This is a genomic window from Neisseria subflava (assembly GCF_003044645.1).
Lineage (GTDB): Bacteria > Pseudomonadota > Gammaproteobacteria > Burkholderiales > Neisseriaceae > Neisseria > Neisseria subflava_B.
In genome coordinates this window covers 105,998-119,508 of sequence record NZ_POXL01000003.1, presented here as the reverse complement: position 1 = coordinate 119,508, position 13,511 = coordinate 105,998, and the positions used below count along the sequence as shown (strand labels likewise).

12 protein-coding genes are annotated in these 13,511 nt (G+C 49.1%); 7 read left to right on the top strand and 5 right to left on the bottom strand.

Translation table 11 applies throughout. The annotated features are described in order from the left end of the window. Positions 1 to 155: 155 nt before the first annotated feature. From DBY97_RS04240 to gatC, 5 genes are all read right to left on the bottom strand, one after another. Positions 156 to 1,160, bottom strand: a complete 1,005-nt coding sequence (locus DBY97_RS04240; protein ID WP_107857554.1) for an FAD-binding oxidoreductase — start codon at positions 1,158 to 1,160, stop codon at positions 156 to 158. 80 nt (positions 1,161 to 1,240) lie between these two features. Further along, the gene (gene gatB / locus DBY97_RS04235) at positions 1,241 to 2,671 is read right to left on the bottom strand and encodes an Asp-tRNA(Asn)/Glu-tRNA(Gln) amidotransferase subunit GatB (protein ID WP_107857553.1); all 1,431 of its coding nucleotides are present in this window, start codon (positions 2,669 to 2,671) and stop codon (positions 1,241 to 1,243) included. A gap of 100 nt (positions 2,672 to 2,771) precedes the next feature. Then, the gene (locus DBY97_RS04230) at positions 2,772 to 3,392 is read right to left on the bottom strand and encodes a trimeric intracellular cation channel family protein (protein WP_049331484.1); all 621 of its coding nucleotides are present in this window, start codon (positions 3,390 to 3,392) and stop codon (positions 2,772 to 2,774) included. A gap of 98 nt (positions 3,393 to 3,490) precedes the next feature. Continuing rightward, complete coding sequence (gatA, locus tag DBY97_RS04225) at positions 3,491 to 4,939, bottom strand: Asp-tRNA(Asn)/Glu-tRNA(Gln) amidotransferase subunit GatA (protein ID WP_107857552.1); 1,449 nt, start codon at positions 4,937 to 4,939, stop codon at positions 3,491 to 3,493. A 150-nt stretch (positions 4,940 to 5,089) separates the two neighbouring features. Further along, positions 5,090 to 5,380, bottom strand: a complete 291-nt coding sequence (gene gatC / locus DBY97_RS04220) for an Asp-tRNA(Asn)/Glu-tRNA(Gln) amidotransferase subunit GatC (protein WP_107857551.1) — start codon at positions 5,378 to 5,380, stop codon at positions 5,090 to 5,092. 224 nt (positions 5,381 to 5,604) lie between these two features. Here gatC and DBY97_RS04215 point away from each other — a divergent pair, with 224 nt between their 5' ends. The 7 genes from DBY97_RS04215 to DBY97_RS04185 all read left to right on the top strand — a co-directional run bounded on the left by DBY97_RS04215 (position 5,605) and on the right by DBY97_RS04185 (position 13,282). Then, complete coding sequence (locus tag DBY97_RS04215) at positions 5,605 to 6,642, top strand: rod shape-determining protein (RefSeq protein ID WP_107857550.1); 1,038 nt, start codon at positions 5,605 to 5,607, stop codon at positions 6,640 to 6,642. 11 nt (positions 6,643 to 6,653) lie between these two features. Then, positions 6,654 to 7,496: a rod shape-determining protein MreC gene (gene mreC / locus DBY97_RS04210; RefSeq protein ID WP_107857549.1), complete on the top strand. Its 843-nt coding sequence runs from the start codon at positions 6,654 to 6,656 to the stop codon at positions 7,494 to 7,496. A gap of 4 nt (positions 7,497 to 7,500) precedes the next feature. Further along, positions 7,501 to 8,001: a rod shape-determining protein MreD gene (gene mreD / locus DBY97_RS04205; RefSeq protein ID WP_107857548.1), complete on the top strand. Its 501-nt coding sequence runs from the start codon at positions 7,501 to 7,503 to the stop codon at positions 7,999 to 8,001. A 4-nt stretch (positions 8,002 to 8,005) separates the two neighbouring features. Then, on the top strand, positions 8,006 to 10,054 hold the full coding sequence (gene mrdA / locus DBY97_RS04200; RefSeq protein ID WP_107857547.1) for a penicillin-binding protein 2: 2,049 nt from the start codon (positions 8,006 to 8,008) through the stop codon (positions 10,052 to 10,054). Further along, positions 10,047 to 11,198: a rod shape-determining protein RodA gene (gene rodA / locus DBY97_RS04195; protein ID WP_107857546.1), complete on the top strand. Its 1,152-nt coding sequence runs from the start codon at positions 10,047 to 10,049 to the stop codon at positions 11,196 to 11,198. The genes mrdA and rodA overlap by 8 nt, the downstream gene beginning before the upstream one ends. Position 11,199: 1 nt before the next feature. Beyond that, entirely contained in the window at positions 11,200 to 11,859 is a 660-nt protein-coding gene (locus tag DBY97_RS04190) for a MarC family protein (RefSeq protein WP_063068826.1), read from the top strand. A 79-nt stretch (positions 11,860 to 11,938) separates the two neighbouring features. Further along, the gene (locus DBY97_RS04185) at positions 11,939 to 13,282 is read left to right on the top strand and encodes an aldehyde dehydrogenase family protein (protein WP_107857545.1); all 1,344 of its coding nucleotides are present in this window, start codon (positions 11,939 to 11,941) and stop codon (positions 13,280 to 13,282) included. Positions 13,283 to 13,511: the final 229 nt, after the last annotated feature.

The window sequence follows — 13,511 nt, the reverse complement described above, 5'->3', positions numbered from 1 at the left end:
AACAGAATAGCCTTCTCTTTAAGATAAAAATATTTTTTGAAAACTACTATATAGAAAAGAGAGTGTGTAAAAACACCCTCTTTCTCAAACGGATTACCGTCAGACTCTACTCTTAACATCCATATTCAAACATATGAATTCCGTAAAATATATTCCTATGCCGGTGAAAAAGCATCACAGAAAAAGGCATCTTCCGGTAAAGCGTATTTTTGAGTCAGCAAACCATGTGCACTTTCGGTCATCTCTGGTGATCCGCAAGCATAAACCTCATATTGGCTCAAATCAGGATAATTTTGTGCTGCAACATTTTGCACGTATCCATTCTCCCCTTTCCAATCGGAATCAGGCTTAGAAAGAACAGGAGAGAATTTCGCATTTTTCAGACGGCCTATTAATACTTCTGCTTCTTCCAGTGCATACAAATCCTCCTGCTGACGTGCTCCCCAGTAAAAATGAACCTGACGTTCGCTATTCTGATGAATCAAATCAAGCAAAATGCTGCGGATAGGGGCATAACCTGTACCCGTTGCCAACAAAACAATCGGTTTATCGCTGTCCTTTTGCAAAGTAAACGTCCCCAATGGGCCTTTAACGCGGACAATGCCTTTCTCTTTGATTTTAGGCTCTGCACCAAAAATCATTTCTGAGCATACGCCGTTTTCACGTTTGCGGATATGCAGTTCCAAAATGCCTTCTTGATCAGGCGAATTGGCGATTGAATAGCTACGGCTGATATTGCCGGGAAGCAGCAAATCAATATATTGCCCGGCATAAAATGTAAATGGCGGCGCTTTAGGCAAAGCCAATCGCAACAAAGCAACATCATGTTTGATTTCAATCGTTTCAATGCGTACAGGCAAAGTGCGCACCGGCAAAGCATTTTGATTAAAACCTGGCACATTGATTTTGAGGTCGCTCTTCGCAGTGGTACAACACAATAACACTTTGCCCTGTGCTTTTTCTTCTTCACTGATGGCTTTATCAATATGCTTGCCCATTTCAAATTCGCCACTAATCAACTCGGCCTTACATTGTCCGCAGGCGCCATTTTTACAAGAATGGGGCAGATTTAAATTCTGACGGGTCGCAGCGGCAAGAACGGTCTCATCCTCGTTTGCCGTAAATGTAGTTTGATCTGGTAAAGTAATAGTATGTGTCATGGTATTTAGAATAATTTTAGAATCAAAATAAAGGCCGTCTGAAAAATAAGACCTATTTTTCAGACGGCCTGTCCTATCTATTAAGCTAATTTAGCTTTAATCAGCTCTTGAACCTGAGCCGGATTGGCCTTGCCTTTACTTGCTTTCATCACTTGACCGACAATCGCATTCAAGGCTTTCTCATTACCGGAACGGAATTGCTCAACGGCTTTCGCATTGTTTGCCAGCACTTCATCCACCATAGCTTCAATTGCGCCAGTATCGGTAATCTGTTGCAAACCATGTTTTTCGATGATTTCAGCAATACCTGCTTCAGGCTCAGCCCACATTGCTTCAAAAGCTTTTTTCGCCAGTTTGCTGCTTAATGTTCCATCTGCAACTTTAGCAACCAACTCGGCAAGACGTGAAGCTGTAATCGGGCTTTCAGCCAATTCCAAATCTTCTTTGTTCAAGGTAGCGGCAAGCTCACCGTTCATCCAGTTCGCCGTCAATTTACCTTGGCCGCAGGCTTTGGCTGCTTCTTCAAAATAGGCAGCTTGAACGCGGCTGGCAGTCAACAGGCGCGCATCATAGTCAGACACGCCGTAATCGGCAACAAAACGCGCCGCCATTTCATGTGGCAATTCAGGCATTTGCTCTTTGGCTTTTTGCAATTGGCCGTCTGAAATAATGACCGGCAGCAAATCCGGGTCAGGGAAATAGCGGTAATCGTGCGCATCTTCTTTCAAACGCATCACACGGGTTTCACCTTTTTCAGGGTCAAACAACATGGTTGCCTGCTGTACTTTACCACCATCTTCCAAAATTTCGATTTGCGCTTCCACTTCATAATTGATGGCTTGTTCCAAGAAGCGGAAAGAGTTGAGGTTTTTGATTTCACGGCGTGTACCGAACTCGGCCTGACCTTTTGGACGTACAGAAACGTTGGCATCAACACGGAACGAACCTTCCGCCATATTACCGTCGCAAATATCCAGCCAAGTCACTAAACCATGCAACGCTTTAGCATATGCCACAGCTTCGGCTGCGGAACGCATTTCAGGCTCGGAGACAACTTCCAACAAAGGCGTACCGGCACGGTTCAAGTCGATACCGGTAGCACCGTTCAAACCTTCATGTACGGATTTACCCGCATCTTCTTCCATGTGCGCACGGGTAACATTGATGGTTTTAACCTCATCGCCCACTACGATTTCCAGTTTGCCGTGTTCAACAATCGGCAAATCCAACTGGCTGATTTGATAGCCTTTTGGTAAATCAGGATAAAAATAGTTTTTACGGTCGAACACGTTTTTCTGATTGATTTTCGCATCCAAAGCCAACCCGAGTTTGATGGCTTTTTCGACGACTTCGCGGTTCATTACCGGCAATACGCCCGGCAACGCACACTCAACCACGCTGGCGTGGGCATTAGGTTCAGCACCGAATGCAGTGGATGCGCCGCTGAAGATTTTGGATTGGGTGTTGAGTTGGACGTGGATTTCCAGTCCGATTACGGTTTCCCAAGTCATAAGGGTCTTTCTGTCGAAAAAAAGTTAATCGGTTAAATGAGTGATTCGTTTTTCAGACGGCCTAAATAAGAAACCATAACAGGCCGTCTGTAAGATAAGTTTATTTCCTGCGACGTTGGAAACCAGGCAGTTGCCAATGGAAACGGTATGCAGTCAGGCGAAACAACAATCCGCCGGCAAAAAGCAGGTTTAACGTAAAAATATTAATCCAGCCCAAATGTCCGAACAGATAAATCAGCCCACCAATCAAAATGGCTACGCTGCCGTAAAGGTCGGTGCGCAAAATCATCGGCACATCATTGACCAAAATATCGCGCGCAATACCGCCGCCAACGGCAGTCACAAAAGCCAAAGAAATAACGCCGAACAAATTAAGCTGCAAAGCCATACCGATTTGTGCACCGGTAATACTGAACGCTGCCAAACCGATGGCATCGGCAATAATAAAAGCAGCGGCCAAATAGGTGCTGCGATAACGTTGCACCCTTATCAACCATGCAATGGCAAGCGTGGCAAACACGACTATCAGCGCATCGGTTTGCAAAAACACTTGCGGAATCCGGCCGACCAAACCATCGCGTATCATGCCGCCGCCGACAGCCGTCAGTAACGCAGTAATGACGACACCGAGTACATCCAACCGCTTGTTGTAGCCGACCAAATAGCCGGAAATGGCAAACGCAGCTGTCCCAATGATTTGAATGAAGTCGGTGGCTGTCATGATTTTTAAATATCTACAATATGCAGCACCTCAATACATTCAGGCACTTTTATATGGTTTATTTTCAGACGGCCTTGAATCATCAAGGCCCTAAAACATTATTCCGGTGCTTTAGTATGCCAATCGCTGTTCAGTTGAACCTGATGTGCGGCACCCAAAATTTTGGCTTCGGAGAAATAGTTGCCGATAAATTGAACACCAATCGGCAGACCGTTTGCGCTGAAACCGGCAGGCAGAGTCAGTGCAGGCAAACCGGCAAGGTTCACGGCGATGGTGTAAATATCGGACAAGTACATTTGGACAGGGTCGTGGATGTCGCTGCCAAGTTTCGGCGCGGCAGTCGGCGCAGTCGGCGCCAAAATGAAATCACATTGACCAAAGGCCGTCTGAAAATCATTGGCAACCAGACGGCGCAGTTTTTGCGCTTTCAGATAATAAGCATCGTAGTAACCATGGCTCAATACATAAGTACCGATCATGATACGGCGTTTGACCTCGCTGCCGAAACCTTCGGCACGGGTGTTGCTGTACATTTCTTCCAAATCGCCGAATTGCGCCGCACGATAACCATAACGTACGCCGTCGAAACGGGACAAGTTGGTACTTGCTTCAGCAGAGGCGAGAACGTAATAAGCAGGAATCGACAATGATGTTTGCGGCAGGGAAACTTCAACAGTCTCCGCGCCTTGAGCTTTGAGCAAATCAATAACGCTTTGTAAGGCCGTCTGAACATCGGCATCCGCGCCTTCGCCGAAATATTCTTTAGGCAAACCGATTTTCAAACCTTTGAGTGGCTTGTCTAAATCACGGGTATAGTCTTCTTTGTCGCGCTCCAAGCTGGTGGAATCGCGCTCATCAAAGCTGGCCATGGCATTCAACAAAATCGCACAGTCTTCGGCTGTTTGCGCCATAGGGCCGGCTTGGTCGAAGCTGGAAGCATAGGCAACCATACCGAAGCGTGAAACCGTACCGTAAGTCGGCTTGATGCCGGTAATGCCGCAATGCGATGCAGGCTGACGGATAGAACCGCCGGTATCCGAACCCAAGGCAGCCGGTGCCAAACGCGCCGCAATCACGGCAGCCGAACCGCCTGACGAACCGCCGGGAACATGTTCAAGATTCCATGGGTTTTTGGTTGCGCCGTAGAATGAAGTCTCATTGGTCGAACCCATGGCAAATTCGTCCATATTGGTACGGCCGAGAGTAACCATGCCGGCATCCAACAGATTTTGCACCACAGTAGCAGTATAAGGAGAAACAAAGTTATCCAACATTTTGGAGCTGCATGCACTGCGCCAACCTGTTTGGCAGAAAATATCTTTGTAAGCAACCGGCACACCGGTCAAAGCCGTTGCATTGCCGGCTGCGATACGCGCATCGGCTGCTTTGGCTTCAGCAAGGGTCTTATCTTGATCGATGGTAACGTAGCCGTTGATGGCAGGGTTTTTCGCAGCAATAGCGGCCAAATATTCGGTCGCCAATTCGACTGCGGAAATTTGTTTGGATTGCAGCAGGCTGCTGGCTTGTTTGAGCGTGTAAGCGGTCATTGTGCCGTACTTTCTATAAAACAGTTTTTGCTTTCAAAACAGATATTGAAAACATCCGTTTAAATCAATAAATCGGGCCGTCTGAACAGAATATCCTTTCAGACGGCCTTGCAATAGGGGTTTGCCGATAAGCAAAGTCCGTCTGAAACCTTATTCTTCAATCACTTGAGGAACGATATACAGTCGGTTGCGCACTTCTGGGGCAACAGCCTGATATTCTGCAGCGTGATCAGTTTCAGTCACTTTATCTTCGCGCAGGCGCAAAGCGGCTTCGTGCGGATGCGCCATGGGTTCGATGCTGTCGGTATTGACGCTTTGCATGTTTTCAACCATGGCGAAAATGTCGTTCAACTCGGCAAGCGTTTTGTTTTTTTCTTCGTCCGTTAAAGTGAGGCGCGAGAGTTTTGCGATTTTTTCCACATCATTTAAGCTTAAAGCCATAAAAAATCCTTGTCTGATAGCAATGCACCTTGGGTTTGGGGTATCATTGCATTTCGTCTTCTATGAAGCGAAGAATTATAACCGAAAACCAAACAGGTTGGCATGGTGTTTTGATTCAGACGGCCTTTTCAGGGTGCATTTATCCGTCTTAAACCGTGTACCTGTTTTTCTTATTTTAAATAACGCTAAACACATCCGGGCTGGGCCGGAATTTCAGGTATCCTATGTTTCGTCTTTTATCTCGTTTCCTCTCTAATGATATTGCCATCGACTTGGGCACGGCCAACACGCTGATTTTTGTACGCGGCAAAGGAATTGTTTTGGATGAGCCGTCCATGGTTGCGATTCAATCCGGCGCGGGCAATAAAAGTAAAATCATGGCGGTTGGTACGGAAGCCAAAAAAATGCAGGGCCGTGCACCGCGCAATATCGAAATCGTCCGTCCGATGAAAGACGGCGTGATTGCCGATTTTGTGATTACCGAGCGTATGCTGGGTATGTTGATTAAAAAAGCCACCGAAGGACGGTCTTTGGTTCCGCCCCGTGTGGTTATCTGTGTTCCGGGCGGCTCTACCCAAGTGGAACGTAAAGCGATTTTGGATTCAGCGTTTGCCGCCGGCGCGGCAAGCGTGCATTTGATTGAAGAACCGATGGCCGCCGCTTTGGGCGCAGGTTTGCCGATTGAAGATGCGGCAGGTTCGATGATTGTCGATATTGGTGGCGGTACGACTGAAATCGGTATTCTTTCACTGGGCGGTATGGCCTATTCCGCTTCTGTCCGCGCAGCCGGCGACGAGTTCGACAAAAGCATCATCCATTACCTACGCCGCCATCGCGGTGTCTTAATCGGTGAAGCGACGGCAGAGGAATTGAAGAAACAAATCGGCTCGGTCTCTGGTTTTGAAACCGAAACAGCCATGCGCATTAAAGGCCGCGACCTGGCCGAAGGTACGCCTAAATCCTTGGCGGTTACTTCAGATGAAATCCGTGAAGCATTAAGTGAAACAGTAAATCAAATCATCCGTGCCGTCCGTCTGGCTTTGGAACAGGCTCCGCCCGAACTGGCCGGCGACATCGCCGACCGCGGTATTATGCTGACCGGTGGTGGCGCGCTTCTGCACGGTATCGATACCGTCTTGGCCGACGCAACCGGCCTGCCCGTTGGTATTGCCGACCAGCCTCTGAACTGCGTTACCTATGGTGCTGGTAAGGCTTTGGACTATATCGGCAAATGGGATACCGTGTTTACGGAAAACCCATAAGGTAGATGGTTATGGATCGCTCTTCTTTGCGCTTTGACGAGGCAAAAGGCTCTAAGCTGTTGCCTCGTTTTGTCGTTTATATCGCTCTGGCTGCCGGCCTGATGGTGGCCGATTACCGCTTTTCATTGATGCAGCCGGTGCGTGCGGCAGTAATGCCCATGCTCTACCCTATTCAATGGCTGGCGAATCAACCTGTTCAACTTTATCAATATTTTGCTGACCTCTCCCAGTCCAAATCCGAGCTCTTGGAACAGAACCGCCAGCTTTTAGAAGAAAATGGCCGTCTGAAAATCGATTTGCAGCGGGATAAAGTCAATACCGATGAATTGCGCGAATTGAAAAAACTGTACGGTTTACAACAAAAAGGCATTCACAACGTTATCGGTGCGGAAGTCATTTCCAATGGCAAAGATCCGCTTTCCGAAAGACTGATTATCGGCAAGGGCAGCCAAGACGGTTTGAAAGTTGGCGATGCAGTCATCGATCAAAGCGGTTTGATTGGCCTGTTGACACAAGTTCACACACAAAGCGCGGAAATTGAACTGATCTCAAGCGGACAAAGCATTGTCCCCGTAGCCGTCAGTCGCACCGGCGAACGCAACTTGACATACGGCAATGGCAACGGTTTGGATTTGCGCTATTTCCCAACCGGTTCAGACTTGAAACCCGGCGATATTCTGCTGACTTCCGGCTTGGACGGTACTTATCCGGCGGGGATTCCCGTTGCAACCGTCAGCAAGGTTGTCCGCGCATCGGGAACGCCTTATTACGATACGCAACTGACGCCTTTGGCCGCTTTACGCAGCAGCCGTTTTGTCTTGGTACTTTCTTCCGGCCCTTCTTCCCCACGCTGATTTCATGAACGATTTTGACGATTCTTACCGTGCAGTACCGCTGCACATCATGGCGGCCAGTCTCATCGTGATGATGATACTGGACTTTATGCCGTTTTCCTTTGACGGGTTCTTCTGGCTGCCTGAAATGACGGCACTGATGTTGCTGTATTGGACATTGCACCAGCCGCAACGTGCAGGCATGGGACTGGCTTTTGCCATCGGTCTGATTGTCGATGCCGCAACCGCCTCGACTTTAGGATTACACGCCCTATCTTACGTCGCGATGACTTATTTCATCTTAAACCGCCGCCGCCAAATCATGCTTTACGGCCACATTATGCAATTGGCCGCTGTATTGGCTGCGCTGCTTCTCAATCAGGCCGTCTTAACTGTTGCCCGTTTGTTCCTCAATCATCAGGTCATCACTTTGCAAGGCTTTGTTGCCCCATTTGTCGGCGCATTACTTTGGCCGATACTCAGCCAGCTGATGCTGATTGTGACCCGTATTTACCGCTCCCGCTGAAAAGATGAAACCGATTCTTCCACGCCGTCTTTCCGGTGGTCAACATACCAAAAAACCTTCCGCTCAGGCAGCACAAGCCGATGCTTTGTTGCGCCTGCTCGTTGCCTTTATCCTGATTGTCATCTTCTTTTCCATCTTACTGGCGCGGTTCTTCTACCTGCAAGTAACTCAACACAATGAGTTTTCCGGTCAAGCATCAAGCAACCGTATCACCCTGATTCCAACGCCGCCCGTACGCGGCGAAATCGTCGATATCAACGGCTTTCCTTTGGCCAAAAACTATCCTGTCTTTTCGCTTGAAGTTATTCCCAGCCGCATTGAAGGCAAAATGGAAGATGTCATCGAAGCATTGAAAAAATACGTCGATATTACGCCGACAGATTTAAAACGCTTCAAAAAATACCGCGAAAGCTATCGAAAATTTGAAAATATCCCGCTCAAACTCAGACTGACCGATGAAGAAGCAGCCCGTTTGTCCGTACATCTGCGCGAATTTAAAGGCGTAGAGGTCAACTCACGCACATTCCGTGAATATCCTTACGGCAAGCTGACTTCCCATTTCTTAGGCTATATCGGCCGTATTAGCGACAAAGACAAAGAAATGCTGGAAGAAGAAGGCCTGACCGCCCTCTACCGCGGCAGTACGCACATCGGTAAATCCGGCTTGGAAAAATATTACGAACACCAGCTTCATGGCATTCCAGGCTATCAGGAAGTCGAAAAAGACGCTTACGGCAATATCGTCCGCGTATTGAAAAATGTTCCGTCCAAAATGGGGCAAACCTTGCGCCTAGGTATGGATATCCGTATGCAGCAGGAAGCTGACCGCATTTTAGGCGACCGCCGTGGCGCATTGGTGGCCATCAATCCGCAAGACGGTACGGTTTTGGCTTTTGTTTCCAAGCCTTCCTTCGATCCCAATCTCTTTATTGACGGCATCGACAGCGACACTTGGAAAATGCTGAATGACGATTGGAAAAAGCCTTTGATCAACCGCGTTACCCAAGGCCTTTATCCGCCGGGTTCTACATTCAAACCCTTTATGGGCATGGCCTTGTTGGAAAGCGGCAAAATCACTCAGAACACCATTGTCCCCTCCCCCGGCGCATGGAGCATACCCGGTAGCCGCCATATTTTCCGCGACTCTGTCCGCAGCGGTCACGGCTCGGCCAACTTGAGTAAAGCCATTCAAGTATCCTCAGATACCTTCTTCTACCGCTTGGGTTACGAGATGGGTATTGATAAAGCCTCTCCGTATCTGGCGCAATTCGGTTTCGGCCAAAAAACCGGCATTGACCTGCCCAGCGAATACACAGGCGTTTTGCCCAGCCGCGAATGGAAAGCCAAACGCTTTGCCAAATCTTCCGACCCGACTGCCAAAGAATGGCGCGCCGGCGAGATGGTTTCCGTCAGTATCGGCCAAGGCTACAATGCCTACACGCCTTTGCAAATGGCACATGCGACAGCATCTCTGGCCAACAACGGTGTTGTCCATCAGCCGCATTTGGTCAAAGAAATATTGGATTTCGGCGCGCGCAAAATTACCCGCATCAACCCTAATCCCGAGCGTCAAATTCCGTTCAAAGCCGACAACTTCGAATACGTCAAACGCGCAATGGAAAAGGTATTGAAACCGGGCGGTACGGCGCACCGTATCGGTGGTGGACTCTCCTATACGATGGGCGGTAAAACCGGTACGGCCCAGGTCGTACAAATCAAACAGGGCGGCCGCTACAATGCCGCAGCCTTGCGCGAACAACACCGCGACCACGCATGGTTTATCTCGTTTGCGCCATTGGAAAAACCTGAAATTGCCATTGCCGTTATTTTGGAAAATGGCGGCTGGGGTGCGTATGCCGCGCCATTGGCCCGTGAAATGACTGATTTTTATATGCTTAATGTCAAGCCGCAACAGTTTTCAGACGGCCTTGAGGCAGATTTGGCCAAAACTGAAACAATGGACAAGCATCAGCCTATTACCAGCATTTTCCAATCTGCCTACGGACTGACTCCGACAAGCCCTGCCTCACAGCCGGAGGTTCATCATGAATAACACATCAGCGTGGAAAACGTTCAAATCCACCATTACAGCCCCGATTGACCCTTGGCTGTTTTTTGCCATGCTCGCTATCTACATCATGAGCCTATTCCTGCTCTATTCTGCAGACGGGCAAGAGTTCGGCCAATTGGAAAACAAAACCATCCATACCGTTTTGGGCTTTGCCCTGTTATGGATTATCGCCGTATTCAAGCCGCAAACGGCTGCCAAAGTTGCCCTGCCTGTTTATATTGTCGGCGTATTACTGCTGATTGGCGTCGAAGTTGCCGGCGTTACCGTCAACGGTTCGACCCGTTGGCTGAGCCTCGGCTTTACCCGTATCCAACCTTCCGAAATCATGAAAATCGGTATTCCCATGACTGTCGCGTGGTATTTCCAACGCTATGAAGGCCGTCTGAAATGGATACATTATATTGTCGCCCTCGTTCTGATTCTTGTTCCTGTCGCCCTGATTTTGAAACAGCCCGACCTCGGTACAGCCGCGCTGATTATGGCTTCGGGTATTTTTGTCATCTTCTTTGCCGGATTGCCTTGGAAGGCTATTTTTGCCGCCATTATTGCCTTTGTGGCCGCTTTGCCGCTCTTGTGGAATTACGGCATGCACGACTACCAGAAAACCCGCGTCCTCACTCTGCTCGATCCAACCAAAGACCCGTTAGGCGCAGGCTACCACATCATCCAATCCATGATTGCCATCGGTTCGGGCGGCGTATGGGGTAAAGGCTGGCTCAACGGTACGCAAACCCATTTGGACTATATTCCCGAATCAACGACTGACTTTATTTTCGCAGTATTCGGCGAAGAATTCGGCCTGATTGGCAATATCCTTTTACTGCTGGTTTACCTTATCATTTTGGCACGCGGATTGTGGATTGCCGCGCAAGCTCAATCCCTTTACAGCCGTACTCTGGCAGGCGCGTTGACCATGACCTTTTTCTGCTATGCCTTTGTAAACATGGGCATGGTCAGCGGTATTTTGCCCGTTGTCGGCGTCCCTCTCCCCTTGGTCAGCTACGGCGGTACGGCTACGCTTTCCATCATGGTGGTGCTCGCCCTGTTGATGGGTATTGCCAACGAACACAAAAACCTCCGCCGTCGTAATATGGATAATGATGAACTAACTGAAAGCGAGAAATGATATGGAACTGGGTGTAGAAATCGGCAAGCTGCTTGTAGCATTTCTCGTGCTGATTAATCCTTTCAGCGCGCTCTCGATTTATCTTGACCTGACGCAAGACCACAGCACCAAAGAAAAACGCAGAATTGCGCGTACTGCCGCACTAGCCGTTTTCATCGTGATTGTCGTCTTTGCGCTGGGCGGCGGTATCTTGTTGAAAGTACTCGGTATCAGCGTGGGCTCTTTCCAAGTCGGCGGCGGTATTCTGGTTTTGCTGATTGCCATATCCTTAATGAACGGCAACGATAATCCTGCCAAACCCCAAATTGATCCCCATTCAGAAGAACATCAAAGTGCGCAACAAGTCCGCCGCAATGAAAAAGCCATTGCCGTCGTACCCATTGCCATTCCGATTACCATCGGCCCCGGCGGTATCTCTACCGTCATCATTTACTCCTCTGCCGCCAAAAATTACAGCGATATTGCCCTAATTATCATCTCCGGCTTTCTGGTCAGCCTGATTTGCTATCTCATCCTGATCGTTGCCGGACGCATCAGCAAACGCTTGGGCACGACCGGCCTGACCATCCTCAACCGCATCATGGGCATGATGCTTGCCGCCATTTCCGTAGAGATTATTGTTGCCGGCTTAAAATCCATTTTCCCCCAACTGGTCGCTTAAAGTACAATCATCACAATGAAAGGCCGTCTGAAACATTTTCAGACGGCCTCATAAAAACATAAAAACAAAGGAGCCAACCATGTTTCACAGCACCCATGTCTTTACCGGTGAAACCATTTGCCGCCGACCAGCACAAAGCTACACTGAATTTACCGACGAATTAAACCGCCTCCAAACCCTTCAGCAAACCTTCGCACAATCAAGCATTATCGAGCGCACCACCCTCTTACAGCAATTTGCCGACAGCCTCACCCAAAACCAGGAACGCCTTGCCGAAATGGTTTGCGAAGAAGTCGGCCGTTGCCTGCACGAATGCCGTGCCGAAATCAGCAAATCCATCGAGCTTATCCGCTACTACGTCCGCCTTGCCCCTGAACTACTTGCCCATAAAACCATCGCCACCCAAGCCAGCCTCAGCCAAGTCCGCTTCGAGCCTTTGGGCGTTGTTTTGGCAGTCATGCCGTGGAACTATCCTGTTTGGCAGATTTTACGATTTGCCATCCCTGCCCTGTGCGCCGGCAATGCCTGCGCGGTCAAACCTGCGCCCAGTGTCGCTCGCGTCAGCGAAACCCTATTCAGTCTTGTCCCCAAAGGTTTACCACTTATCGGCGCATGGTTAAGTCATGAAGACACGCTTAAAGCTATTGAAGATACCGATGCCATGGCATTTACCGGTTCAACCCATACCGGCCGCCTGCTGGCCGCACATGCAGGCAGACATCTGAAAAAAACCGTCCTTGAACTGGGCGGCAGCAATCCGTTTATCATCCTGCCCGACGCCGATCTGCAACGCGCAGCCATCGATGCCTGCTATTCGCGCTTTCGCGATGCCGGACAATCCTGCAATGCCGCCAAACGCATTGTTGTTACCCAAGATATTGCCGAACAATTTATCCCGCTCTTCCTTGCCGAGTGTGCCAAACTGCAAACCGGCAATCCCAAAGACTCGAACACCACCCTTGCCCCACTTCACCGCCAAGACCTGCGTCAAACCGTTCACGAGCAGGTTCAAGATGCGGTTGCACACGGTGCGCAATGCTTGAGCGGCGGCTATATCCCTGAGGGAGAAAGCTGGTTTTACCCTGCCACGGTATTGGATCAAGTCAACCCCAACTGCCGCGTTTGGCACGAAGAAGTCTTCGGCCCGGTTGCCATGATCTTACGCGCCGACAATCCGGATCACGCCGTTGCGCTTGCCAATGACACACCTTTCGGCCTCGGCGCCTGTATCTACACAGCCGACACGGCAAACGCATGGCAATATGCCGAAAAAATCCAAGCAGGCTCTGTCTTTATCAACCGCCACACCAGCAGCGACCTGCGCCTCCCCTTTGGCGGCGTCAAAGCTTCAGGTTATGGACGTGAGCTATCAGAATTCGGGCTGTACGAGTTCGTCAACGTCAAAACCTATTGGCAAAAATAAACCGTTTCATTAACTCAGGCCGTCTGAAAACCCAATTTCAGACGGCCTGATGTTGTTTAAAAAACTGGCAAAAATATTGTATTTAATCCCGTATAAACCCTGCAAAATCAAAGCCGCTCAAAAATAGAAACCTATCTTAAAAAGCAATCCATATTCCCCAGTCCATTTTGAAGCAGCAGATTATCATGTTCTTCATTCCGATTGCTGCATTAAGCCATTTCTAAAATAC